The following is a 25,271-nucleotide window of genomic DNA, read 5'->3' as shown; positions in this document are numbered from 1 at the left end:
TTTTTTTTATATTACAATAAATTTTCCTTACAATGAGAAAAAAAGTTGTAATTGCCAATTGGAAAATGAATCAGGATTTCTATGAAACTACTTCTTTTCTTAGAAACTTATTAAAAATTATTTTTGAAATCAATCACAAAAAAGAAATAATTATTGCACCATCTTTTCCTTTTTTACATATTTCAAATCAAATTTTACAGGGGAGTACTTTAAGTATTGCTGCACAAAATATCCATCAAATGGAAAATGGATCCTATACAGGAGAAGTATCTGCTTCTATGTTAAAATCTATAGGAGTTCAAAAAGTAATATTAGGACATAGCGAACGTAGGAAACATTTTTCAGAAACAAATGATATTTTAATTAAAAAAATTAAAACTGCATTAAAATATAAATTTATTATTATTTTTTGTGTTGGAGAAACAGAAGTTGAAAGAAGAAAAAAAGAACATTTTTTGTCCGTAAAGTATCAATTGGAAGAAACTATTTTTCATTTTTCTTTAGAAAATATAAGTTCTTTCATTATAGCATATGAACCAATATGGGCTATTGGAACAGGAAAAACAGCTACACCTGAAGTAGTTCAGGTTATGCATCAATATATTCGTTCTTTGTTTATGGATAAATATGGAAAAAATATTTCCAGAAAGATATCTATTTTGTATGGAGGAAGCATCAATGATCTTAATGCTAAGTCTCTTTTTTATCAGAAAGATATAGATGGAGGTCTTGTTGGAAATTCTTCACTAAATATAGAAAAATTTATGAGAATTATTCAATCTTAATGTTTTTTTAGGCCTCGTAGCTTAATTGGATAGAGCATCTGACTACGGATCAGAAGGTTATGGGTTCGAATCCCTTCGAGGTCTTCTGTTTTTATCCTAAATAAGGTTTAAGTATTTTACTTCTAGAAGAATGTTTCAATCGTTTTAAGGCTATGCTTTCGATTTGTCTTACTCGTTCTCTTGTTAAATCGCAAGATTGTCCTACTTCTTCCAAGGTCATTGGTGGTGACCCATTTAATCCAAAATGTAAAATAATAACACGACGTTCTCTTTCACTCAAAGTTCCCAAAATTCTTTTGATATCTTTACGAAGAGATTCCTTTTCTAAGTGTTCATCTGGACGAGGAGATTCTTCAGATCTTACTAAATCGTAGAGATTAGAATCCTCTCCTTCTATTAAAGGAGCATCCATAGAAACATGTTTTCCTGAATTCTTTATAGACTCCTCCACGTCTTTTTCATTCATATCTAAATGTTCTGCTATTTCTCTTGAAGAAGGAGTTCTTTGAAGTTCTTGTTCTAATTGGGCAAGAGTTTTAAGTATTTTGTTCAATAAAGCCAATTTATTTGTAGGCTGACGAATAGAACGAGATTGTTCTGCTATAGCCTGCAAAATAGCTTGTCGGATCCACCATACCACATAAGAAATACATTTAAAACCTCTTGTTTCATCGAAACGAAGTATTCCTTTTATCAAACCTAGATTTCCTTCATTGATTAAATCACATAAACTCAATCCTTGATTTTGATATTGTTTGGCAACAGAAACAACAAAACGTAAATTAGCATTAACAAGTTTATCTACAGCCGTATTATCTCCTTCTCTTGCTTTTCTAGCATATTCTACTTCTTCTTCTGGAGTTAATAATGGAATTTTACCTATTTCATGAAGATATTTGTCCAAAGACTCAGATTCACGATTTGTAACTTGTTTGGTTATTTTAAGTTGTCTCATGTTTGTTTTATTTTATTTATTGATCATTTTTTTTTTAGGACGAGGTAAAAGTACTTTTCTAGAAAGTTTCATTTTTTTATTTCTATCATCTATTCCCATAAATTTTACATCAATGATATCTCCAATATGGAATTCCTCTTCTATATTGTTTAATCTTTTCCATCCTATTTCAGAAATATGCAACAAACCTTCCACTCCTTTAGATATTTCAACAAAAGCACCAAAATCTTTTATAGATTTAACTTTAGCTTTATAAACTTTTCCAAGTTCAGGGACAAAAGTTATTTCTTTAATTCTATTAATTGCCTCATCCATTTTTTTATAATCCTTTCCTATAATTTCAATATAACCCATATTCCCTTTTTCCTCAATTAGTATACTTGTTTTGGTACAAGATTGTATTTCTTGAATGACTTTTCCTCCAGGACCAATGACAGAACCTATAAAATTTTTTGGAATATTCAAAGTGTATATTTTAGGAGCATTAGGTTTCAATTTTTTTCTATATATAGGCAGAGTTTCTAGCATTTTTTTTAAAATAAACATACGACCTTCTAAAGCTTGCATTAAAATTTTCTTGAAAAGATCATAGGAAAATTCTCGTATTGTTTTAACGTCCATTTGACAAGCTGTAATTCCATATTTCGTCCCTGTTATTTTAAAATCAAGTTCTCCAAAACTATCTTCACATCCCATAATATCAGAAAGAATAACTGTTTTTTTTTTATTGATGAATAACCCCATAGAAATACCGGAAACAGGTTTTTCAAGAGCAATTCCTGCATCCATTAATGCTAAACTTGCTGCACAAACTGTAGCCATAGAAGAAGAACCATTAGATTCTAGAATATCCGAAACTACACGAATTGTATATGGAGTCTCAGGAATAACATTTTTTAATGCACGTTGTGCTAAATTTCCATGACCTATTTCTCGTCGAGATACTCCTCTAATTGGACGTATTTCTCCTGTTGAAAAAGGAGGAAAATTATAATGTAGATAAAATTTTTCTTGGTTTTCCATTATAACATTGTCTATTCTATTAGCATCCAAAGATGATCCTAAGGTCACTGTAGTTAACGATTGAGTTTCTCCTCTAGAGAATAAAGCAGAACCATGAACTCCAGGAAGATAATCCACTATACTATATATGGTACGTATTTGTTTATTATTTCTTCCATCCAGTCTAATTCCTTCTTCTAAAATCATATGTCTTGTTATTTTTTTTTTTATTTCTTCATAACATTGATTTATAAGAATTTCATTCTTTTCTCTTTCCTCTATGGATAATTTTTGTTTAAAATTATTTAATATTGTATTTTCCTGAATGGATCTAGTGGTTTTGTCCAAAAAATTTTTATAGACTTTATAAGTCTTTTCATAAGAAAAAGAGAAAAGTTTTTTTTTCATATTCTCTTGTTCCAAAGAAGAATCGGCTATTATATTGTTATTTTCAAAAAAAGACAATCGATTTGGAAGTTTCTTTACCAATTGTATTTGTGCTTTTATTTGAGGTTTTATAGCTTTATGAGCTATGGCAATAGCATTAATAAACTCACTTTCTGTGATTTCTTTCATTTCTCCTTCTATCATAAGAATAGAATTTATAGAAGCTCCTACTATTAAATCTATATCCGATTGTTCCAATTGATCTAAACTGGGATTTATGATGAATCTTCCATTTACCCGTACAATACGGATTTCTGATATTGGTCCATTAAATGGAATTCCCGCTACAGATAAAGCTGTAGAGGCAGCCAAACCAGCTAATCCATCTGGTAAAACTGTTTGATCATAAGATAAAAGGGAAATCATGATTTGTATTTCTTTTCGAAAATATTCTGAAAAAGTAGGTCTTAAAACACGATCCACTAATCTCATTGTCAAAATTTCTTCATCAGAAGGTCTTCCTTCTCTTTTTATGAATCCTCCAGGTATTTTACCTCCAGCGGAATATTTTTCTCTATAATCTACTGTTAATGGTAAAAAGTTAATTCCACTCTTTATTTCTTTGGATACTACTACAGTAGCTAATAATGTTGTATTTTCTACACGTACTATAGCAGATCCATCTGCTTGTTTAGCTAATTGTCCTGTTTCTATAACAATAGTACGTCCATCTTCTAAAGATATAATTTCCTTTACTGTATCTGACATATTAGTTGTATTTTTTTTATTGGAAAAGAAATTATTTATGTGATAGATTTATTTTCTTAACCCTAGCATTTTTATAAACTTTTTATAACTGTTTGTATCTTTTTTTTCTATATATTTAAGAAGTTTTTTTCTCTTTTCCACCAATTTTACCAGTGATCTTTCTGTATTAAAATCTTTTCTATTATTTTTTAGATGTTGGCTTAAATGATTTATTCTATAGGTAAATAAAGCTATTTGAGATTTTGAAGATCCTGTATCCAAAATGGAGCCACCATACGTTTGGAATATTTCTTTTTTTTTTTCTGCAGTCAAATACATAATATTATTTATTTTATTTTAAGCAAAGAATCTATATATTTTCTATCATTGGATAAACGAGGAACTTTATTTTGACCTCCTAATTTTCTATGCATTTTTAACCAATCGTAAAACAAATCCTTTCTGGCTACATGGATTACAGGAGGACGTAAAACTATATTTTTATATCGTTTTATTTCATAATCCGAATTCAAAGATTTTAATTCATTATCTAAAGTATCCCGAAAATGAGATAAATTTTTTGGATTTTTTTTAAATTCTATAATCCACTCATGAGCTCCAGAATTTTTTTTTTTTATGTAGATAGGTCCTGCCGTATATTCACGAATGATAGAATTTGTTTTCATACAAGTTCTGTTCAAAGCTATTTCTGCATTTTCCATGATTAATTCTTCTCCAAAAGAATTGATATAATGATTTGTTCTTCCGGAAATAGATATTCTATATGGAGATAAGCTGGTAAATCTAATAGTGTCTCCAACTATGTATCTCCATAATCCAGCATTTGTAGAAACGACTAAAGCATAGTTTTTATTTAATTCTACCTCTTCAATAGGAATAACTTTTTTATATGAATTATGGAATAATTCCATAGGAATAAATTCGTAAAAAATTCCATGATCCAATAACAGTAAAAGATCTTCAACATTTCTTTGATCTTGCACTGCAAAAAATCCTTCGGAAGCACTGTAGACATTATAATAATTTATATGTTGATTGAATAATTCATTATATTGTTTGATATAAGGTTTAAAGCTTACTCCTCCATGAAATATAACTTCTAAATTAGGCCATATTTCGTTGATTTTTCTTTTATGAAACTCGCTCAATAATCGATTTAAAAATATTAAAAGCCAAGAACATACTCCTAATAGAATACGAACATCTTTGTGTCCGGTTTCTTTAACGATAGTTTCTAATTTTTTCTCCCATTCACTCATTAAAGCTATTTTTTTTCTAGGAATACTAATATATTCTGCCCAAAACGGAAGATTTTTTATTAAAATGGAAGATAAATCTCCATAAAAAGTGTTATAATTCCTGCATAACTTGTGACTTCCTCCTAAACGGAGAGCTTTTCCAAAAAATATTTTTGTTTTTGGATGATTATGAATATATATAGATAGCATATCTTTTCCTGCTTTATAATGACAATCATGCATGGAAAATAAGGTTACAGGAATATATTTACTTCTTGTATTCGTAGTTCCAGAGGATTTAGCAAACCATTTTACTTTTCCAGGCCATAAAACATTCTTTTCTCCTCTACGAATTCTTCCAATGAGAGGTTTTAAATCCATATAATTACATATAGGAATTCTTTCAGAAAATTGCTTATATTTTTTTATGTCTTTAAATCCATACTTTTTTCCAAATTCTGTATCTCTTGCATAAACAATCATTTTATGTATTAGTTGATGTTGTATGTCTATTGGATTTTGTATGATGTATTCTATTTTTTTTATTCTTTTTTTTATAAAAAAAGAGGTTAAATATCCAGACAAATACTTCATGGAAATGAAAAATTTTAATCAAATTCATTTTTTTTTGATAAATAAATAGAAACAATTCCAAATGTTAATGTTTTGGTATAAATAGTTTTAAATTTATGATGTCTTAAAATTCTTTTCATTTTATTTCCACAATAGGAATAAGATTGAATGGATTCCTGTAAATATTTATAGGCAAAACGGTTTCTAGATAAAAAACTTCCTATTTGAGCCATAAAACGATAGTATAAATCAATAATTTTTTTTATATAAGTATTCGAAGGTTTAGAAAATTCTAAAATTTCTAAAATTCCTAAAGGTTTAAGAATTCTATATATTTCCTTAAGAGAGAGATGAAAATATTGAAAATTCCTTATTCCAAAGGCAATAGTTACTACATCAAAAGTATCCTTATTGAAAGGAATATTTTGTGAATATCCTTGAATAAATTTTACTCTTTTTTCTAAAAGATTATTCTTTATTTTATTTCTGGCTATTGTTAGCATTTTTTCAGAAGGATCTAAACCAATAACATTGGTATCATGAAATTTTTTAGCTATCAATAAAGCTAGATCTCCAGTTCCAGTAGCCAAATCTAATATTTTTTGATTTTTTTTTTACCAATATTGGTTAATAAATCTATCACTTTTCTTCTCCATAAAATATCTATTCCGAAAGACAAAACATGATTAATAAAATCATAATTGTAAGAAATATTATCAAACATTTTTATTAATTTTTCTTCTGATAAAATAGGATATTTGTTCATAATATTATTTTATCATAATTTACTTAAGAAAAACGATTCTTTCAAAGAATTTTATTTAAAAAAAATGATTCGATCCATCATTACAGGTACTGGACACTATTTGCCAAAAAATATAATAAAGAGTAATCATTTTTTAAAATACGTATTTTACGATCAAAAAGGATTGAAAATTGAAAAATCTAATGAAGAAATAATCAATAAGTTTCAAAAAATTACAGAAATAGAAGAAAGAAGATATATTAATAATTCCTTATTAAATTCTGATATAGCTACTATTGCCGCAAAAAGAGCTTTGAATAACTCTAAAATTTATAAAGAAGAAATAGATTATATTATTTCTGCCCACAATTATGGAGATATTAATCCTATTTCTTTTCAATCGGATTTAATGCCTTCTATAGCTGCTAGAGTGAAAAATAAACTTGAAATAAAAAATAAGAAATGTCGTCCATATGATATGATATTTGGGTGTACAGGATGGATAGAAGGGATGATATTGGCTGATCAGCTTCTGCAAGCTAAATATGCAAAAAATATTTTGATCACTAGTTCTGAAACTTTATCCAAAGCTATAGATCCGCATGATAGAAATTCCATGATCTTTTCAGATGGAGCAGGTGCTGCTGTTTTATCTTCTATTGAAATAGAAGAAGAAAATCTCGGAATCATTTATTACGATACTCAGTGTAACAACAATGAAGAACTTCATTATCTAAATAATGGACCATCTTTGAATCCTAGTTATAAAAAATCTCTAGTCAATATTAGAATGAATGGAAGACGTATTTATGAATATGCATTAACAGAAGTTCCAATCATGTTAAAAAGAATATTGGATCATGCAAATTTACATCTGAAAGACATTAAAAAAATTCTTATTCATCAAGCTAATGCAAAAATGGATTATGCTATTTTAAAAAGATTATTGAAATTGTATAATTATAATAATGCAAAAACTAAGGATTTTTGTAAAAAATTAATGCCAATGACCATTCAAAAATATGGAAATTCTTCCGTAGCAACTGTTCCAACTTTGTTGGATTTGATTCTACAAAAAAGGATGCTTCCTCATGAAATTCATCCTGGAGATACTATATTAATGGCTTCATTAGGAGCAGGAATGAATATTAATGGAATGATTTATCGGTTTCCAAAAAAAAAACATTATGAATAAAAAAATACATCCAAAAAATTATAGATCTGTGGTTTTTAAAGATATAAATAACGAAAATATATTTATATGCAGATCGACCGTAAAGACAAAAGAATCTATAAAAATAAATGGATTGGTTTATCCATTGTATAAAATGGAAATTTCCAGTTTTTCTCATCCATTTTTTACTGGAGAAAAAAGATTCTCAGGGAAAACGGGACCAGCAGAAAAGTTTAATAAAAAATACGAAAAATATAAAAAAAATTTATAGAATAGAAATTACTTATTTATGGATTATTTCATATTGTATGATGGAAGTATAGAATGGAAAAATTTGCTGCCTCTTACATTTACTAGACCTATATCAGAAATTCGTTTAGGGATTTTCACAATAAGAGAAAGATGGGAAAGATATATTGGAGGAAAAGCTTTTGTTATAACGAAACCATATCTTTCAAAAAAATATTCTTTTGTAATGGGCAAGAAAGGAATATACAAAAATGTATTAATAATCAATTCTTCATTTCTTCCAAATGAAGAATTGATTCAAATAATTTTTGAATTAAGAGAAAATGAGGCGGTTTTTTTTAAAGAAAAAATTGTAGCTGTACGAAAGTCTCATTTTTCTTTTGAAAATCCTTTTTCATTACAAGCATTAAATGGTTATAAAAAAAAATGCTACATCAACCAGGTAGTTGACATTCAAAAACCATGGGATATTTTTATGAACAATGAAATTGTATTAGAAAAAGATTTTTTGTTTTTAACAAAAGGAAAAAATTCTTTTTCTTTATTTGGAAATAATCACATTATCTCTAAAGAAAAAATCTTTTTAGAAGAAGATATGACAACAGAAAATATTGTATTAAACGCTAAATTTGGTCCTATATACCTTGGAAAAGGAGTTCAAATTATGGAAGGATCTATGATTAGAGGACCAGCCGCTATTTGTAAAAAATCGATTTTAAATATGGGAACTAAAATATATGGAGGAACGACCATTGGTCCTTTTTGTAAAATAGGTGGGGAAATAAAAAATTCTGTAATTTTTTCTTATTCTAATAAAGCTCATGATGGTTTTTTGGGAAATACAATTTTGGGAGAATGGTGTAATTTAGGAGCTGGAACTAATATTTCCAATTTAAGAAATGACTATTCTAAAGTTACAGTTTGGAATTACGAAAAAAAAAGTTTTTGTCCTATTGATGTTCAATTTTTTGGAATGATAATGGGAGATTATTCCAAATCTTCAATTAATACTCAATTTAATACAGCTACGATAGTAGGTGTTAATGCAAGTATTTTTGGTTATGGTTTTCCACCTAGATATATTCCTTCTTTTTCCTTAGGAGGAATACAAGAGAGGAAAATCATTTCTTTTAAAAAAGTATGTGAAACTGCTGATATAATGATGAAGAGAAGAGATGTTACTTTTTCTCTATTGGATAAAGAAATTTTAAAATATTTATATCATTCGATGGATGAATGATCCAACTTTTTATTTTTTTTTGTTCATTTGGTCTGTGATAGTTTTTGAATTGAAATAAAAATAATTGGTTTATGTTGAAACATAATTTAGGTTATCCTCGTATAGGAATACAAAGAGAATTAAAAAAAGCTTGTGAAGCTTATTGGTACAATAAAATAGATTCAAATAAGTTATTTGAAATTGGAAAAAAAATACGAAAAGAAAATTGGAAAATACAAGAAAAATCAGGTTTAGATTTGATTCCGTGTAATGATTTTAGTTTTTATGATCATGTTTTAGATATGTCTTTATTATTGGGATGCATTCCGGATCCTTATTTGTCAATTCCTATCATTAATGAAAAAATTGATCTTTATTTTTCTATGGCTAGAGGATTTCAAAAAAATGGATGGGATGTAAAGGCTATGGAAATGACTAAATGGTTTAATACTAATTATCATTATATAGTTCCGGAATTTCACAAAAATCAAAAATTTCATATTTTTTCCAATAAAATATTTGATGAATTTGAAGAAATAAAAAAAGAGATTAAATCTATTCCAAAACCTGTTTTGATAGGTCCTATTACCTATCTTTTTTTGGGAAAAGAAAAAGAAAATTCATTTCATAGAATGGATTTGATTGAAAATCTTATTCCTGTTTATATACAAATAATTAAAAAATTAAAGAATCAAGGATCTACTTGGATTCAAATAGATGAACCTATTTTAGTTTTAGATTTGTCTCAAAAAGAAATAGAGGCTTTTCAATACGCTTATCAGGAAATATCTAAACTTTGTTCTGAAGTAAATATATTGCTCACCTCTTATTTTGATGGAATTTTAGAAAATATTTCTCTTATTAAGGATATTTCTATACAAGCTTTACATATTGATGTAATAGAAGATCCAGGACAATTAGAATTTATTCTAGATTTTTTGATGGAAAAAAAAATGATTTTATCTTTAGGATTGATAAATGGAAGAAATATATGGAAAAATAATTATGTTCATTCCATTAAAAAAATCGAAAGATCCATAGAATTATTGGGAGATAAAAGAGTAATGATCGCTCCTAATTCTTCTCTTTTACATATTCCTATAGATATAGAATACGAATATTCCATTCCTAATGATATCAAAGAAATAATTTGTTTTGCTAAACAAAAGATTTATGAATTAAGTGATTTAGAAAATATTCTAAAAGGAAATAAGGATATTTTATTAAAAAATTTTGATTTATTAGAAAAGGCTAAGACTTCTTCCTTTATTCATGATACCAAGATCAAAGAAAGAGTGAGAAAAATAAAAGAAAATGATATAAAAAGAAAAAGTTCCTTTAAAATTCGTCAGAAAAAACAGCATGAAAAATTTAATTTTCCTTTTTTTCCTACCACTACTATTGGTTCATTTCCTCAAACTAAAGAAATTCGTATTTTAAGGAGTAAATTACGAAAAAAAGAATTAAGTAAAAAAGAATATGAAAATAAAATTCAAGAGTTGATTGTAGAGGTTATTCGAAAACAAGAAGAAATCAATTTAGATGTTTTAGTCCATGGAGAATTTGAGAGAAACGATATGGTTGAATTTTTTTCAGAAAAATTGAAGGGATTTATTTCTACTGACAATGGATGGGTTCAGAGTTATGGAAGTCGTTGTGTAAAACCTCCTGTTATTTATGGAGATGTAGGTAGAATTGGTGAAATGACTGTGGATTGGATTTGTTTTGCTCAGTCTAAAACCAAGAAGTTAATGAAAGGAATGTTAACCGGTCCTGTAACTATTTTACAGTGGTCTTTTGTTAGAGATGATCAACCCATTTCTACTACGGCTTATCAGATTGCTTTGGCTATTAGGGATGAGGTAAAATCCTTAGAAGATTCTGGAATTAGAATTATTCAAATTGATGAACCTGCTCTTAGAGAAGGATTACCTTTGAAGAAAAAGGATTGGACGTCTTATTTTAATTGGTCTATTAAAGCATTTCGTATTGCTTCAAGTGGAGTAAAAGATGAAACACAAATTCATACACATATGTGTTATAGTGAATTCAACGATATATTGAAACCTATATCGGATCTAGATGCAGATGTTATTACTATAGAAACATCTCGTTCTAAGATGGAGTTATTAAAGGGTTTTTCAGAATTTTCTTATCCTAATGAAATTGGACCAGGAGTATACGATATTCACTCTCCAAGAATTCCTACTGTAGAAGAAATATTAGATTTAATTAAAAAGGCTTCCAATAAAATACCAATCAGAAATATTTGGATTAATCCAGATTGTGGATTAAAAACTAGAAAATGGAATGAAGTTATAAAATCCCTTAAAAATATGACGGAAGCTGCAAAAATTGCTAGAAAAAAAATGGATCAATTAATATGAAAAAATATTAAGGATCTTATATTTGCGTAAAATATTTGCAATGACGTTACAAAATAAAGAAGAAATAATAAAAAAAGAATTTTTTTTTCTCAAAAATTGGGAAGAAAAATATGAATATCTTATAGATTTAGGAAAAGAGTTACCAAAAAAATCCGATAATTTTAGATCCGAAGATAAATTAATTTATGGATGTCAATCTAAAGTTTGGTTAGAAGCTAAATTAAAGGGTAGTCGTGTTTTTTTTGATGCAGATAGTGATGCTTTGTTACCTAGAGGGATCGCTGCTATTATGATTCGTGTGTATTCAGGACATTTCCCTTTTGAAATTATTTCATCTAGGGCTAATTTTATTTATGAAATAGGATTTCAAACATTTTTATCCCCAATTCGAGCTAATGGTATTCTTTTGTTGTTAAAAAAAATTAAGTTTTATGCAATAGCTTTTAATGAAAAAATTTCTGTTAGATTGAGTGGTAAAATTCAATAAAATTTTTAAAAATTATGAAGTTCCAAACTATTAATCCCGTAGATAATAGTATAATAAATACTTATTCCTTTCTAAAAGAAAAAGAAATTAAGGATAAGCTTATTATAGCTCATAAAGCTTATGAAGAATGGAAAGGATCTTCTTTTTATTCTAGGGTAAAAAGTATAACGAGATTATCTTATCGTATGCAAGAAGGACTAGATATATTATCGTATTCCATTACCCAAGAAATGGGAAAACCTATAACTCAATCACGTGAAGAAATAAATAAAAGTATTAATTTGTGCAAATATTATTCTTCTTTGGAAGAATCTATCTTTTTTAAAAACATATCTACTGAATATGAAAAATCTTATATTATATTTGAGCCTATAGGGGCTATATTAGGAATTATGCCTTGGAACTATCCTATTTGGCAAACTATCAGATGTACCATTCCTAATATTTTATTAGGAAATGTAATGATTCTTAAACCAGCTATTAATACTGCAGGGTGTTCTATTCTTTTAGAAAAGATATTCGTTGAATCTGGGTTTCCAAAAGGTGTTTTTCAAGTTTTTTTAGTAGAAAACCATCAAATAGAATCTTTAATAGCCCATTCTATCATACAAGGAGTTGCTTTTACAGGAAGCCATTTAACAGGAAGTCATATAGGATATTTATCCGGAAAGTATATTAAAAAGTCTATTTTAGAATTAGGAGGAAATGATGCATTTGTAGTCATGAAAGATGTCAATAATATTCAAGAATCGGCGAAATTTGCTACAAAATCTAGATTAAACAATACAGGACAGTCCTGTATTTCTGCTAAACGTTTTATTGTAGATAATTCTATTGTAGATGATTTTATAGATCTGGTTATTCAAGAAATGAAAAAATATCATAGAGGAGATCTATATGAAAAATATACTAAAATAGGTTATATTTCTCGTATTGATTTATCTGAAAAATTACATCAACAATATAAGAAAGTTATTTCGAATGGAGGAACAGTATGCTTAGAATCTACAAGAGATGGTAACTTTTTTTCTCCATCTTTGTTGAAGATAAAGATGGAAAATTATTCTAATAATAAAGAGGAAATATTTGGTCCAATTGGATTGGTTTATTCTTTTTCTAAAGAAGAAGAAATTCCTTTTATTGTTAATTATACGTGTTATGGATTAGGAGCTTCTATTTGGACTAAAGATTTAAAAAAAGCGGAAGTATTATCCAAAAAAATAAATACTGGTATGGTTTTTATCAATGAAATTGTGAAATCAGATCCTCGTTTTCCTTTTGGAGGAGTGAAAAAATCTGGATATGGAAGAGAACTTTCTGTTTTATCCATAAAAGAATTCTCTAATTGGAAAACTATTATTATAAAAAAAAGGAAATTATAAAATTTTTCGCATTCTGGATACTGGTATTTTCATTTGATTTCTATATTTAGCTACAGTACGTCTTGCTACTATATAACCTTTTTTTTTGAGAATTATAGATAACTTTTCGTCAGTCAGAGGTTTTCTTTTATTTTCTTTATAAATGGATTCTCCCAATAATTTTTTTATCTCAATGGAGGAGATCTCCTTCCCTTCTTCATTTATCATTTTTTCAGAAAAAAAACTCTTGATTAAGAAGGTTCCGTATGGAGTATTGACATATTTGCTATTAGCAACGCGAGAAACAGTAGAGATTCCTACTCCAATTTTTTGGGATATATTTTTTAATATCATAGGTTTAATCTTGTATGGATCCCCTGTGAAAAAATATTCTTTTTGATAATCCATAATAGCATTCATGGTTAACATTAGTGTATTTTGACGTTTTTTAATAGCATCTACAAACCATTTTGCAGAATCTATTTTTTTTTTTATAAAAACAATAGTGTTTTCATCATTTTTTTTCATATTTCGTTCTTTAGAGTACTGATAATAAGATTTTAACATATCTATATATAAAGAGGATACTTTTAATTCTGGAGTATTTCTATGATTTAGAGATAATTCTAATTTTCCATCTAAAATACAAATAGTAAAATCTGGAATAATATGATCTAAATTTCTATGATTGCCAGAATATATTTTTCCTGGTTTTGGATTTAATTTTTCAATTTTAAAAATTACTTTCCGTAAAAGATCTCTTGTTATTCCTAATTTATTTTTCAATTTTTGAAAATGTCTTTTTGTAAAAGATTCAAAATTATTTTGTATAATATCTTTAGCAAGATTAACCTCTATGGACTGTTTCTTATTTTCTAATTGAAGAAGAAGACATTCTTGTAAGTCTCTAGCTCCTATTCCTATAGGATCTAGTTTCTGTATATAATTTAAAAGTAATTTTTCTACTTTTTTTACAGTAACAGATATTCCAAGTTTAAAAAATATATCATCTACTATAGCAGATATTTTTCTTCTTATATATCCATTTTCATCTATGCTTCCTATTATAAAATCAGCAATCAATAAGTCTTCCTTACTTAGGAAACGAAAAGTATGTAACTGACTTTTTAAATATTCTTGAAAAGAAATAACAGAAACTATGGGCATATATTTTTCTTCACTGAAATTTTGATTGTGTTTATTATTTTTGAAATCTAAAATTTCATCATCACTTAAGTATTCATCAATATTATTTATTGTTTCTCCATCTTTATTATTATCCATGTTGTTATTGGATGGATTTGAATCTTCTAGAAAATTCAAATTTTCTTCTGATATTTCTGAATCACTCCCATCTTCTTCCATTTCAAGAGCTGGATTTTCTTCCAATTCTTGTTTCACTCTTTGTTCAAAATCTAAAGTAGATAATTGAACCAATTTCATTAACTTAATTTGTTGTGGAGAAAGTTTTTGTTGTCTTTTTTGTAATAATTTTTGTTTTAACATGTTTTAAAATTCTGCATGATTGGGTATCCTTGGAAAAGGAATAATATCACGAATATTTTTCATTCCTGTAATAAATTGAACTAGACGATCGAATCCTAAACCAAATCCACTATGAGGAACAGAACCAAAACGACGTGTATCTAAATACCACCAAAGTTTATTATACTCTATATTTTTTTCTTCTATACGTTTCAATAAAAGATCATAACGTTCTTCTCTTTGAGATCCTCCAATGATCTCTCCTATTTCTGGAAATAAAATATCCATAGCTCTAACCGTTTTTTCATCATTATTTATACGCATATAAAAAGCTTTAATACAAGCCGGATAATCAAAAACAATTACAGGAGTCTTAAAATATTCCACTAAGTATTGTTCATGTTCCGATTGCAAATCCATACCCCAAATAACTGGATAAATAAATTTTCCTTTTTTGTTCTCTTTTTCAAGAATCCTTACAGCTTCAGTATAACTGATTCTTTGAAAGGGAATTTCTATTAAAAGTTCCAATTTTTCTAAAATGGATCCCTTTTTTTCTTTCTCTTGATTCCATTTTGTTATATTATCCTTTAAAAAGGAAAGATCTTCCATACAATTTTTAACAATATATCGTATGATAAATTTTAAAAAATCTTCTGCTAAATTCATGTTTTCTTCTAAATGATAAAAAGCCATTTCTGGTTCTATCATCCAAAATTCGGATAAATGTCGTGATGTATTGGAATTCTCTGCACGAAAAACAGGTCCAAAAGTATACACTTTCCCTAAAGATAAAGAGGCCATTTCTGCTTCTAACTGTCCAGATACGCTAAGATATGTTTTACTTTTAAAAAAATCTTTTTTATATATATTTTCTTCTTTTATACATGGAATATTTTTTAAATCCATAGTTGTTACCTGAAACATTTTTCCAGATCCCTCTCCTTCAGAATTTAAAGTGGTAATAATTGGTGTATGAATATAAAAAAATCCATTCTCATGAAAATATTTATGGATACAAAAAGCTATATGATGACGTATACGCATAATACTGCTAAAAATATTTGTACGAAAACGTAAATGAGCTTGTTTACGAAGTAGTTCTAAACTATGTTTTTTCGGTTGTAGAATAGATTTTTGAAAAATTTCTGATTTTACTTCTCCATATATACTTATATCTAAAGATGAAAGTTCTATAGATTGTTTTTTCCCTATACTTTTTGTTACGATCCCTGTAACTTTAATAGAAGTTCCGATGGTTATTTTTTTTATAAAATTTTTATCTAAGTTTTTTTTAGATAAAATAATTTGAATATNTTTAATTGTAGATCCATCATTTAATAATATAAAAATAGAATGACGAAAAGAACGGACCCAGCCTTCAACTACAACTTTTTTATTTAAAAAAAAAATTCCTCCATCCAATAATTCTTTAATAGAATATTTTATGATCATGGAAAAAATATATTTTTTTTATAATATTTCTTTTTTTTTGGAAATGAAACAATCCTCAATTTTTTGAATATATTCACTTGTTATTTTTTGTATATGAGTTTCTCCGTATTTAGACAAATCTTCGGAAAAATTTAATTTTTTTATGGTTTGATTATTTTTTTTTCGTATTGTTCTCACGAATATCTTTGCCTGTTCTGTTTTTTTTTTAATTTTTTTCATCAAATTTTTTCTCCCTTCTTCTGTCACAATGGGAAGATGAATGTGAATATATTCTCCTTTATTAGTGGGCATAAAACCTAAATTTGCATCGATAATAGCTTTATCTATAGAGGATGTAAGGGAACGATCCCAAGGTTGAATACTTATATTCATATGGTCTAAAATAGTTATATTGGATACTTCTATCAAAGGTAAAAAAGTTCCATAACACTTTATTTTTATTTTTTCCAAAAATGGAATAACGGATTTACTTCCTAAACGAACACGATGAATTTCTTCTTGTAGTTTTTTTAAAATTTTTTCCATTTCTTTTTTACAAGAAGAATAAATTTTATTTAATTCATCCATAATTTTTTTATTTTTTTTTAGTAGTAACCAAGGTCCCTATGTCTTCTCCGGAAATTGCTTTTTTAAAATTTCCTCTTCTGTTGATATCAAAAATGATAATAGGTAAATTATTTTCATTTCCTAAAATAAATGCTGTTTGATCCATTACTTTTATTTCCATTTTATAGGCCATATCAAAGGATATTCTTTTTATTTTTTTTGCATATTTATCTTTTTCCGGATCCTTAGTATAGATTCCATCTACTCGAGTTCCTTTTAATAGAACATCGGCTTTTATTTCTATAGCACGCAATACAGCTGCTGTATCCGTAGTGAAATAAGGATTGCCCAATCCTGCTACAAATATAACTACTCTTCCTTTTTCCAAATGATGAATGGCTTTATCTTTAACAAAAGGTTCTGCTATTTGGTCCATTCTAATAGCTGTTTGTATAGAAGCACATACACCCACGTTTTCTAAATAAGATTGTAAGGCTATACCGTTGATAACAGTAGCTAACATTCCCATATAATCTCCTCCTATACGATCTATCGTATTATTATTAGAAAAACCTCTAAAGATATTTCCTCCTCCAATAACTATAGCAACTTGTGCCCCCATATCTACTACATTTTTAACTTCTTCAGCATATTGTTGAAGACGAGTAGAATGAAGTCCAAATTCGTTATTTCCCATAAGAGATTCTCCGCTTAATTTCAATAATGATCTTTTGTACTTCATGGAAAAGATATTTTTTATTTTAAGATTATGGAAAAATTCCTAATTTTTCATAAGAATCTATTATTTTTTTTATAGCAAGAACAAATGCAGCCGTACGCATATTTTCTATTCCTGAGGATTTCTTTATATCACGAATTTTATGAAATCCACTAATCATTGTATCTTCCAACCCACTACGTACTAAATCTATTTCTCTTGGACCTCTCAAAATCATTTTTTTTTCTTCCGTTAGAATTTTTTTTCTGCAAATAGTTTCAATAACTTGTAAAAGTTCTGAATTTACATTTTCACTAAAACGTTTCTCCATACGTCCATAACGAACATGACTTAAGTTTTTTAACCATTCAAAGTAAGAGACTGTTACTCCTCCAGCATTTAAATAAATATCTGGTACCACAATTACTCCCATTTTACCTAATATTTCATCTGCATCAGGAGTTACTGGTCCATTAGCTGCTTCCCCAATAATTTTAGCCTTAATACGATTAGCATTATTTTTATGTATTACATTTTCTAATGCAGAAGGGATTAAAATATCACATTCCAATTCTAAAGCTTTTTCTGTATTTTCAATATTTTTTGAACCTGGAAAATTTAATATGGATCCAGTATTTTTTAAATGTAGAATCACATTAGAGACATTCAATCCCTTTTTATTGTAAATGGCTCCTTCTCTTTCTGCTAAAGCGACAATAATAGCACCTGCTTCATGAAAAAAAGTAGCGGCATGATACCCTACATTTCCTAAACCTTGTATTATAACTTTCTTTCCATCCAATCCAACATCAAGACCTAAAGATAACATGTCTTCTTTTATTCTACATAATTCTCTAATTCCATAAAAGACTCCTAATCCTGTTGCTTCCTTCCTCCCTCTTACTCCTCCTTGAGAAAGAGGTTTTCCTGTAACACAAGCTAGAGCATCGACTTCTCCTGGAATAAGAGATAAAAATGTATCGAAAATCCAACTCATTTCTCTTTCTCCACTTCCATAATCAGGAGCTGGAACGTCAATTCCTGGACCTATAAAATTTTTTTTAATTAATTCAGAAGTATAACGACGTGTTATTTTTTCTATATTTTCTACAGAAATAGTTTGTGGATCTATTTTAATTCCACCCTTAGCTCCACCAAAAGGAACATCCACTATAGCACATTTGTAGGTCATAAGAGCTGCTAAAGTCATTACTTCATCCTGGTTGACTTTTAAACTGTATCTTATTCCTCCTTTGCAGGGAAGTTTGTGATGAGAATGTTGGACTCTATAAGCTTCAATAACTTTTATTTTTTTTCCTATTTTTACAGGAAAGTGCATACGATATACAGCATTACAAGATTTAATTTGTTCCAATAGTCCTTTTTCAATAGGAGGAATAAATCGTGTAGCTTTATCGAAATTTTTTTCTATACAACTAAAAAACGTATCAGCTTTACTTTTGTTTTTTTTTGACATAAAAAATTTTTTACAATGTGCTGTATTCTTGAATGCTATATTAAATATAATACAAAATTATTTAAGTAATTAAAATATTTATTATTTTATTTTTAATAATGATTACTCGTTGTAATACTTTGTTTTTTAAAACAAATTTAGTTTTAGGATGATTTAAAATTTTATATTTTATTTTTTCTATTGTTAGACTTGAATCAAATATTTCCTTAAATTTTAATTTTCCATTAAACATAATCGGATAGGTTATTTTTTTTTCAACAAGATATTTTGGATCGAAAATAGGAATAGATGAAAATAAAATTGATTTTTTACTTCCTAGTTTTCTCCAAATTTCCTCAGCTATATGAGGAGAAAATGGAGCCATTAATTTCACTAAAGGTTCCAATATCTTTCTTTTATTACATTCTAAATTGGTTAATTTATTGACGATTATCATTAAATAACTAATAGATGTATTAAAAGAAAAAGATTCTATTTTTTCTTGTAATTTTTTAATTGTGGAATGCAATATTTTTAATTCTTGAAATGTTGGATCTAAATTACTTACTTGAAATATTCCATTCTTATTGTGGAATAAACGCCAAAATTTATTAACGAAATTTTTGATTCCATTAATTTTTTGATCATCCCAAGGTTTTGATTGTGTAATTGGACCCAAAAACATTTCATAAATCCGAAATATATCAGATCCATATCTGTCATAAATATGATCTGGATTGATAACATTGTATTTAGATTTGGACATTTTTTCTAATTTTCTTTTGCAAAAAAAAATTTCTTTTTCCGAAATAAATTTGTAATTATAAAATTCAGGTCTCCATTGTTTAAATTTTTTTATATTTAATTCGTTATTCTGATTTATTAGAGAAATATCTACGTATATTTCTTGTAATGGGAAACCATACTTTTTCCTCAATCCATAAGAAATAAATGTATTTTTTCCAATAATTTTTAATATAATGGCAGAATGACTGAGAATCATTCCTTGATTTAATATTTTATTAAAAGGTTCTTCTGTTCTTATCCATCCTCTGTCTTTCAGAAATTTGTGCCAAAACCTAGCATAAATTAAGTGTCCTGTAGAATGTTCAGAGCCTCCAATATATAAATCTATATTTTTCCAATAATTTTCTTTTTTATGATCTAAAAAAAAATTGTTATTGTGAACATCCATATAACGAAGGAAATACCAACTGGATCCTGCCCAACATGGCATTGTATTAGTTTCTATAGGAAATACATATTTGTTATCGATAAGAGTATTTGAAACTATTTTCATATTTTTCTCATCCCAAGCCCAATTTTTCACTCTCATTAATGGAGATTTTCCATTTTTTGGGTGATAATTCTCTATTTTTGGCAAAATAAGAGGAAGTTTTTCAATGGGAATGGTTTTGGGTATTTTTCCTTTAAAATAAATTGGAATGGGTTCCCCCCAATATCTTTGTCTAGAAAAAACAGCGTCCCGTAATCTATAACTATTTTTTTTTACACCGATATTTTTTTTTTCCAAAATTTTAATTATTTTTTCTCTCGCCTCTTTGGCTTTCAAGCCATTTAAAAAATCAGAATTAATGCATATTCCATTTTCTCCTTCATAAGGTTCATTTTTTTTATTAGGATCAGTATTATTTTCTGGAATAAAAACTGGTAAAATTTCTAAACCAAAATATTCTGCAAATTTTTGACTACATTTTTCATGACTAGGTATGCCTATTGTAGATTTTGTTTGAGTATCTACAGAGAAATAATTACTAACATAAATAGGGATTTTTTTTCTTTTGATGAATGGATGTAGAACATAGTTTCCTGTAAAAAAACCTGAAATACTTTTTCTTTTTTCCAATTGTTTTTCTATAGAATTTATTTCTCTTTTGTATGCAATAAGCTTTTTTTTATTGGATGAAATAGTGATTTCTTCTACCAATGGATGATCTGTAGATAGAACGATAAAGGTCATTCCAAATATAATTTCTGGACGATGAATGAAAAATTCTATTTTTTCTACATTAGAAAAAAGAAGTTTTAAGAAAATGGAAACTACTTTCTTTTTTCCTATCCAATTGTATTGCAATTTTTTAAGAGATTTGGAACAATCAATAAATTCTAACCCTTTTAAAAGCCTTTCTGCATAAGCAGTGATTCTTATATGCCATTGAAGCATTTTTCTTTTATAAATGGAATATCCACCTCTTTGACTTTTCCCATTTTTTATTTCGTCGTTAGCTAAAACTGTACCTAATTCAGGGCACCAATTCACTGTATTTTTACATAAAAAAGCTAAACGGTAATCTAGAAGAATAGTTTCTTTTTTTAAAGAACTGAATTCTTTCCATTCTTTTGAATCAAATTTATAGTTAAAGGAATTACTAGCATTTACCGATAAATTTCCGTTTTTTTTAAACTCATCAATTAAAAGTTCTATAGGTTGAGCTTTATCACTATTTTTATCATACCAAGAATTAAAAATTTGAATAAACATCCATTGAGTCCAACGATAATAATCAGGATTACTGGTACATAATTGACGCTTCCAATCAAAGGAAAGTCCTATTTTATTTAATTGTTTTTGGTATCTTTGTATATTTTTTCGAGTAGTTTCGTAAGGATGCTGTCCAGTTTGAATAGCATATTGTTCTGCAGGAAGTCCAAAGGAATCAAAACCTATCGGATTTAGGACATTATATCCTTTCGCACGTTTATATCTTGCATAAACATCAGAAGCTATATATCCTAAGCAATGTCCTATATGTAGACCTGTACCAGAAGGATAAGGAAACATATTCAATATATAATATTTTTTTGTATAAAAATCGTTTTCTTTTGTATGAAAAATCTCGTTTTTTTTCCAATATATTTGCCAACGTTTTTCTATTTTTCGAAAATTATATTCCATGTTACTTTTATTTTTTTAAAGATGCTTTTAATTTTATTTTATAATGATGGAAATTTCATAAGAGGATAATGAAAAAAAATTTCTAAAAAAGAAAATAAATGTTTAATTCCGATAAAGATTGTTTAAAAAATAATTTTAACGAAAAGTTTTTAAATAATCAAACCATTAGTTATTTAGTGAAAATAATTCAAGATAATCCGGATAATGTTGTAAAAATATTTATTTCATTAAAAATCAATAAAGCAACTTCCGTTTTTAAATTTTTAGACTTTCCTATAAAAAAAAAAATTATAGAAGGAATTTCCTCTTTTAAAATAATGGAATTGATGAATCAACTATCTGTGGACGATCGTGTGTCTTTTCTAGAAAATATTCCAAAAAATTCTTTAAAAGATTTAATTAAATATTTAAAACCGGAAGAAAAACGTAGAACCCTAGTTGCTTTAGGATATCCAGAAAACAGTGTAGGACGTCTTATGATTCCATATTATCTTGCTGTACGAGATACATGGAGTGTACAAGAAGTATTAGACTATATACGAAAAGAAGGGAAGAATAGTGATGCAATAGAAATAATCTATATAGTAAATCAAAAAGGAAAATTGGTTGACGATATAAAAATACGAGAATTTTTATTAGTAGATACAGATACTAAAGTAGCTGAATTGATGGATGGACAATATACCGCAGCTTTAAGTGTTACCGATACAGAAGAAGAAGCCAATAAAATATTTTCTTCTATGAATAATAGAGTTTCACTTCCAGTAATAGATGATCAGAAAATTTTGCTTGGAATAGTCACCATAGATGATATATTATGGGTTTTAAATGAAAATTATAGAACAAATATTCAAAAATTGGGAGGAATGGAAGCTTTAAATCAATCTTATCTGAATGTTCCTTTATTTAAATTAATTAAGAAAAGGGCTGGATGGTTAATCTTGTTATTTATAGGAGAAATGTTCACTACAACTGTAATGCAATACTTCTCCAGTGTTATAGAAAAAGCTGTTGTTTTGGCTTTATTCATTCCATTAGTGGTTTCTAGTGGTGGAAATAGTGGCTCTCAAGCGGCAAGTTTAATTATTCAAGCAATGGCTTTGGGAGAAGTGAAAATGAAAGATTGGTGGATGGTGATGCGAAGAGAAATAATATGTGGGGGACTATTAGGGAGTATTTTAGGGTTAACCGGTTTTATCCGTATTTTTACATGGCATAAAATAAATTTTTTTAATTATGGACCTCATTTTTTATTGGTTGGATTAACAGTTTTTTTTTCTTTGATTGGAGTGGTACTGTGGGGAACGTTTAGCGGATCTATGTTGCCTTTTCTAATAAAAAAATTTAAGGGAGATCCAGCTGCTTCTTCTGCTCCTTTTGTTGCTACATTAGTCGATGTCATTGGTTTAATTATATATTTTTCTATGTCTTGTATTCTTCTTCGTGGGACGTTAATATAAGAATTTTTCTCTACATTCTTGTATTAACTTTTTCCAATCTTTAGGAATTGGACAGGTAAAATGACATTTCCTATTACTTGGATGGATAAAGGAAATAGAAATAGCATGTAATGCTTGTTGTTTTAATATATTTAAGCATTTTTTTAAAATTTCAATATGTTTTCTTGAAATATTTTTTTTCATAATTATTTTATTTCCACCATAAGTAAAATCATTAAATAATGGATGTCCTAAATATTTGAAATGAGCTCTTATTTGATGTTTTTTACCTGTTTCCAAATTACAGGAAACATACGTTAGATATTTAAATCTTTCCAAAACTTTGTAATGAGTAATAGAATATTTTCCTCTATCAAAATCTTTTTTTAAAACAGTCATTCTTTTTCTATTTTTAGGGTCTCTTCCTATAAAGCCAGTTATAGTTCCTTTTTCTTTCTGCAAATTTCCCCATACCAAAGCTATGTATTTTCTTTTAATGGTTTTAGAAATAAATTGTTGAAATAGACATTTTTGTGCCTGTTCATTCTTAGCTAAAACAAGTAAACCTGAAGTATCTTTATCTATTCGGTGAACCAAACCTAATCTATATAATTCCTTATTATTTTTTAAATGGTATTTTACTCCATGAATTAAGGTTCCTTTTTCGTTCCCAAAACCAGGATGTACTACCATTCCTGCAGGTTTGTTGATTACTAGAATATCTTCATCTTCATGAATAATATTCAGAGGAATTCTTTCTGCAATAATATTTCTATATTCTGAATCTACAACAACAATTGGAGTAGAATAAGAATAGATCTCTGCTTCTATGAAATCAAAAGGTTTTATTTTGTAATTCTTTTTTTTTATAATACGTTGATTCACCAATATTTTTCCTGAATAAACTGCCTTTTGAATTTTATTTCTACTAACATTTTGAATGTATTGTCTCAAAAATTTATCAATTCGAATAGATTTTTGATGTTTTTCTGCAGAAAAACTAAATTTTTTTAGAGACATTTATTCAATTCAATGTTTGATTTTTTTTTGTATGGGTGTCATCATTCTTTTCATTATTTTTATTATTATTTTCGTTGATATCATTTGATTCGTCATATGGTTTTATTGAAGAATTCTCCAAGAATTCTTCTTTTGTTTGATTATTATTGTTGTAAGTGAGCCAAAGATAAATAGGTTTATTTTTATTATGTATTTTCCCAGGATAAGGTTCCTGACGATAGACTATGGCTTCCTTATTCTTCATAGAAGAATGATCATAATAAAAATTAATTATTTTAAATAATTTTTCTTTTAAAGTAGAAGTTGCAGAAATCAAAGACTTTCCAATAACATTTGGAACCATAAAATTATTTTTTTCATATCCTTTTCCAATTATTAAAGTAATTCTATCTTTATGTGGCAAAATAGATCCAGATGGTATTGATTTTCCTTTATAAAAAACTTTTAGTACCATATTTTTTGCAACATCATTTACATATTTTATTTCTTTCACTAGAAGATGATTTGCATGAATCAATTTAATTGCTATACGTTTATCTTTATTTATTATATTGGGTAGAACTACTTCTAAATTTTTAGAATTAGCCTGTATGTATATATGTCTTCCTCTTTTAACATGATCTCCTGCTTCTGGAAAAAAGGAAAGCACTTGGGAAGGTTTAAAAGACGGATCATAACGAGATGTATCTACATCATATTTTAATCCTAATTTTTTTAAAATGGATATGGATTGGTTTAAAGTTAAGTAACGAAGATTAGGTACTACCACATAGGATCCATGTTTGGTATAAGTATCGGCCCATTTTAATGCAAAATGAGTAATTTTATATAAAATGAAAACAGCCATCAATAAATTGAAGAGGAAAATCAAACAATATTTTGAATATTTCATATGAATAAATATA

At 27.4% G+C, this 25,271-nt stretch carries 22 protein-coding genes and 1 tRNA gene; 9 read left to right on the top strand and 14 right to left on the bottom strand.

Going from position 1 to position 25,271, the window contains the following annotated elements:
* Positions 1 to 32 precede the first annotated feature (32 nt).
* Positions 33 to 785, top strand: coding sequence for a triose-phosphate isomerase (gene tpiA, locus MADAR_RS02500; protein WP_014158954.1), 753 nt, complete (start codon positions 33 to 35; stop codon positions 783 to 785).
* Between the two features lie 10 nt (positions 786 to 795).
* Positions 796 to 869, top strand: a tRNA-Arg gene (locus MADAR_RS02495).
* A gap of 7 nt (positions 870 to 876) precedes the next feature.
* On the opposite strand, the gene MADAR_RS02490 is transcribed toward MADAR_RS02495, so the two are convergent.
* The 6 genes from MADAR_RS02490 to MADAR_RS03095 are packed head-to-tail and all read right to left on the bottom strand — an operon-like array spanning position 877 to position 6,474.
* Positions 877 to 1,740 carry an RNA polymerase sigma factor RpoD/SigA gene (locus MADAR_RS02490; RefSeq protein WP_014158953.1) on the bottom strand — a complete coding sequence of 288 codons (864 nt, stop codon included), beginning with the start codon at positions 1,738 to 1,740 and terminating at the stop codon, positions 877 to 879.
* Positions 1,741 to 1,752: 12 nt separating this feature from the next.
* The gene (locus MADAR_RS02485) at positions 1,753 to 3,897 is read right to left on the bottom strand and encodes a polyribonucleotide nucleotidyltransferase (protein ID WP_014158952.1); all 2,145 of its coding nucleotides are present in this window, start codon (positions 3,895 to 3,897) and stop codon (positions 1,753 to 1,755) included.
* Positions 3,898 to 3,945: 48 nt separating this feature from the next.
* Positions 3,946 to 4,215 (bottom strand): 30S ribosomal protein S15, encoded by a 270-nt coding sequence (gene rpsO, locus MADAR_RS02480; protein ID WP_014158951.1) that lies wholly within the window; start codon positions 4,213 to 4,215, stop codon positions 3,946 to 3,948.
* Between the two features lie 8 nt (positions 4,216 to 4,223).
* A complete protein-coding gene (locus MADAR_RS02475; protein ID WP_014158950.1) occupies positions 4,224 to 5,729 on the bottom strand; it encodes a GH3 auxin-responsive promoter family protein in 1,506 nt (501 codons plus the stop codon).
* 14 nt (positions 5,730 to 5,743) lie between these two features.
* Positions 5,744 to 6,298, bottom strand: coding sequence for a ubiquinone/menaquinone biosynthesis methyltransferase (locus MADAR_RS02470; RefSeq protein ID WP_255321546.1), 555 nt, complete (start codon positions 6,296 to 6,298; stop codon positions 5,744 to 5,746).
* Between the two features lie 2 nt (positions 6,299 to 6,300).
* Entirely contained in the window at positions 6,301 to 6,474 is a 174-nt protein-coding gene (locus MADAR_RS03095) for a class I SAM-dependent methyltransferase (protein ID WP_255321545.1), read from the bottom strand.
* Positions 6,475 to 6,538: 64 nt separating this feature from the next.
* Here MADAR_RS03095 and MADAR_RS02465 point away from each other — a divergent pair, with 64 nt between their 5' ends.
* The 6 genes from MADAR_RS02465 to MADAR_RS02440 all read left to right on the top strand — a co-directional run bounded on the left by MADAR_RS02465 (position 6,539) and on the right by MADAR_RS02440 (position 13,351).
* The gene (locus MADAR_RS02465; protein WP_014158949.1) at positions 6,539 to 7,648 is read left to right on the top strand and encodes a 3-oxoacyl-ACP synthase III family protein; all 1,110 of its coding nucleotides are present in this window, start codon (positions 6,539 to 6,541) and stop codon (positions 7,646 to 7,648) included.
* The gene (locus MADAR_RS02460; RefSeq protein WP_014158948.1) at positions 7,641 to 7,898 is read left to right on the top strand and encodes a type B 50S ribosomal protein L31; all 258 of its coding nucleotides are present in this window, start codon (positions 7,641 to 7,643) and stop codon (positions 7,896 to 7,898) included. Before MADAR_RS02465 ends, MADAR_RS02460 begins: the two co-directional genes overlap by 8 nt.
* An 18-nt stretch (positions 7,899 to 7,916) precedes the next feature.
* Positions 7,917 to 9,116: a putative sugar nucleotidyl transferase gene (locus tag MADAR_RS02455; RefSeq protein WP_014158947.1), complete on the top strand. Its 1,200-nt coding sequence runs from the start codon at positions 7,917 to 7,919 to the stop codon at positions 9,114 to 9,116.
* A gap of 71 nt (positions 9,117 to 9,187) precedes the next feature.
* Positions 9,188 to 11,482 (top strand): 5-methyltetrahydropteroyltriglutamate--homocysteine S-methyltransferase, encoded by a 2,295-nt coding sequence (gene metE / locus MADAR_RS02450; protein WP_014158946.1) that lies wholly within the window; start codon positions 9,188 to 9,190, stop codon positions 11,480 to 11,482.
* Positions 11,483 to 11,522: 40 nt separating this feature from the next.
* Complete coding sequence (locus MADAR_RS02445) at positions 11,523 to 11,969, top strand: SufE family protein (RefSeq protein ID WP_041178002.1); 447 nt, start codon at positions 11,523 to 11,525, stop codon at positions 11,967 to 11,969.
* A gap of 14 nt (positions 11,970 to 11,983) precedes the next feature.
* On the top strand, positions 11,984 to 13,351 hold the full coding sequence (locus tag MADAR_RS02440) for an aldehyde dehydrogenase family protein (protein WP_014158944.1): 1,368 nt from the start codon (positions 11,984 to 11,986) through the stop codon (positions 13,349 to 13,351).
* Here MADAR_RS02440 and rpoN read toward each other — a convergent pair.
* The 6 genes from rpoN to leuS all read right to left on the bottom strand — a co-directional run bounded on the left by rpoN (position 13,346) and on the right by leuS (position 21,907).
* Positions 13,346 to 14,836, bottom strand: a complete 1,491-nt coding sequence (gene rpoN, locus MADAR_RS02435; protein ID WP_014158943.1) for an RNA polymerase factor sigma-54 — start codon at positions 14,834 to 14,836, stop codon at positions 13,346 to 13,348. The two genes, MADAR_RS02440 and rpoN, sit on opposite strands and share 6 nt — an antisense overlap.
* A gap of 3 nt (positions 14,837 to 14,839) precedes the next feature.
* On the bottom strand, positions 14,840 to 16,270 hold the full coding sequence (asnS, locus tag MADAR_RS02430) for an asparagine--tRNA ligase (RefSeq protein WP_014158942.1): 1,431 nt from the start codon (positions 16,268 to 16,270) through the stop codon (positions 14,840 to 14,842).
* Positions 16,271 to 16,288: 18 nt separating this feature from the next.
* Positions 16,289 to 16,837, bottom strand: a complete 549-nt coding sequence (gene frr, locus MADAR_RS02425) for a ribosome recycling factor (RefSeq protein WP_014158941.1) — start codon at positions 16,835 to 16,837, stop codon at positions 16,289 to 16,291.
* Between the two features lie 7 nt (positions 16,838 to 16,844).
* Positions 16,845 to 17,558 (bottom strand): UMP kinase, encoded by a 714-nt coding sequence (pyrH, locus tag MADAR_RS02420; RefSeq protein ID WP_014158940.1) that lies wholly within the window; start codon positions 17,556 to 17,558, stop codon positions 16,845 to 16,847.
* Positions 17,559 to 17,583: 25 nt separating this feature from the next.
* The gene (locus MADAR_RS02415) at positions 17,584 to 19,011 is read right to left on the bottom strand and encodes a Glu/Leu/Phe/Val dehydrogenase (RefSeq protein WP_014158939.1); all 1,428 of its coding nucleotides are present in this window, start codon (positions 19,009 to 19,011) and stop codon (positions 17,584 to 17,586) included.
* A gap of 61 nt (positions 19,012 to 19,072) precedes the next feature.
* A complete protein-coding gene (gene leuS, locus MADAR_RS02410; RefSeq protein ID WP_014158938.1) occupies positions 19,073 to 21,907 on the bottom strand; it encodes a leucine--tRNA ligase in 2,835 nt (944 codons plus the stop codon).
* A gap of 98 nt (positions 21,908 to 22,005) precedes the next feature.
* Here leuS and mgtE point away from each other — a divergent pair, with 98 nt between their 5' ends.
* The gene (gene mgtE / locus MADAR_RS02405; RefSeq protein ID WP_014158937.1) at positions 22,006 to 23,367 is read left to right on the top strand and encodes a magnesium transporter; all 1,362 of its coding nucleotides are present in this window, start codon (positions 22,006 to 22,008) and stop codon (positions 23,365 to 23,367) included.
* Here mgtE and MADAR_RS02400 read toward each other — a convergent pair.
* Both MADAR_RS02400 and MADAR_RS02395 read right to left on the bottom strand, forming a co-directional pair.
* Positions 23,359 to 24,366, bottom strand: a complete 1,008-nt coding sequence (locus MADAR_RS02400) for an RluA family pseudouridine synthase (protein WP_014158936.1) — start codon at positions 24,364 to 24,366, stop codon at positions 23,359 to 23,361. The two genes, mgtE and MADAR_RS02400, sit on opposite strands and share 9 nt — an antisense overlap.
* Positions 24,367 to 24,370: 4 nt before the next feature.
* On the bottom strand, positions 24,371 to 25,258 hold the full coding sequence (locus MADAR_RS02395) for a PASTA domain-containing protein (RefSeq protein ID WP_049779098.1): 888 nt from the start codon (positions 25,256 to 25,258) through the stop codon (positions 24,371 to 24,373).
* Between the last annotated feature and the right edge of the window lie 13 nt (positions 25,259 to 25,271).

The sequence above is a fragment of the Blattabacterium sp. (Mastotermes darwiniensis) str. MADAR genome (assembly GCF_000233435.1).
Classification (GTDB): Bacteria; Bacteroidota; Bacteroidia; order Flavobacteriales; family Blattabacteriaceae; genus Blattabacterium.
This window is presented reverse-complemented; position numbering and strand designations above follow the sequence as displayed.

Excerpts from the sequence above, each read along its gene's own strand:
- MADAR_RS02460 (WP_014158948.1), top strand. The coding sequence starts at position 7,641 with ATGAATAAAAAAATACATCCAAAAAATTATAGATCTGTGGTTTTTAAA.
- pyrH (WP_014158940.1), bottom strand. The coding sequence starts at position 17,558 with ATGAAGTACAAAAGATCATTATTGAAATTAAGCGGAGAATCTCTTATG.
- MADAR_RS02415 (WP_014158939.1), bottom strand. The coding sequence starts at position 19,011 with ATGTCAAAAAAAAACAAAAGTAAAGCTGATACGTTTTTTAGTTGTATA.
- tpiA (WP_014158954.1), top strand. The coding sequence starts at position 33 with ATGAGAAAAAAAGTTGTAATTGCCAATTGGAAAATGAATCAGGATTTC.
- leuS (WP_014158938.1), bottom strand. The coding sequence starts at position 21,907 with ATGGAATATAATTTTCGAAAAATAGAAAAACGTTGGCAAATATATTGG.
- rpsO (WP_014158951.1), bottom strand. The coding sequence starts at position 4,215 with ATGTATTTGACTGCAGAAAAAAAAAAAGAAATATTCCAAACGTATGGT.
- MADAR_RS02395 (WP_049779098.1), bottom strand. The coding sequence starts at position 25,258 with ATGAAATATTCAAAATATTGTTTGATTTTCCTCTTCAATTTATTGATG.
- MADAR_RS02475 (WP_014158950.1), bottom strand. The coding sequence starts at position 5,729 with ATGAAGTATTTGTCTGGATATTTAACCTCTTTTTTTATAAAAAAAAGA.
- frr (WP_014158941.1), bottom strand. The coding sequence starts at position 16,837 with ATGGATGAATTAAATAAAATTTATTCTTCTTGTAAAAAAGAAATGGAA.
- mgtE (WP_014158937.1), top strand. The coding sequence starts at position 22,006 with ATGTTTAATTCCGATAAAGATTGTTTAAAAAATAATTTTAACGAAAAG.
- rpoN (WP_014158943.1), bottom strand. The coding sequence starts at position 14,836 with ATGTTAAAACAAAAATTATTACAAAAAAGACAACAAAAACTTTCTCCA.
- metE (WP_014158946.1), top strand. The coding sequence starts at position 9,188 with ATGTTGAAACATAATTTAGGTTATCCTCGTATAGGAATACAAAGAGAA.
- MADAR_RS02490 (WP_014158953.1), bottom strand. The coding sequence starts at position 1,740 with ATGAGACAACTTAAAATAACCAAACAAGTTACAAATCGTGAATCTGAG.
- MADAR_RS02455 (WP_014158947.1), top strand. The coding sequence starts at position 7,917 with ATGGATTATTTCATATTGTATGATGGAAGTATAGAATGGAAAAATTTG.
- MADAR_RS02485 (WP_014158952.1), bottom strand. The coding sequence starts at position 3,897 with ATGTCAGATACAGTAAAGGAAATTATATCTTTAGAAGATGGACGTACT.
- MADAR_RS02445 (WP_041178002.1), top strand. The coding sequence starts at position 11,523 with ATGACGTTACAAAATAAAGAAGAAATAATAAAAAAAGAATTTTTTTTT.
- MADAR_RS02400 (WP_014158936.1), bottom strand. The coding sequence starts at position 24,366 with ATGTCTCTAAAAAAATTTAGTTTTTCTGCAGAAAAACATCAAAAATCT.
- MADAR_RS02465 (WP_014158949.1), top strand. The coding sequence starts at position 6,539 with ATGATTCGATCCATCATTACAGGTACTGGACACTATTTGCCAAAAAAT.
- MADAR_RS02440 (WP_014158944.1), top strand. The coding sequence starts at position 11,984 with ATGAAGTTCCAAACTATTAATCCCGTAGATAATAGTATAATAAATACT.
- MADAR_RS03095 (WP_255321545.1), bottom strand. The coding sequence starts at position 6,474 with ATGAACAAATATCCTATTTTATCAGAAGAAAAATTAATAAAAATGTTT.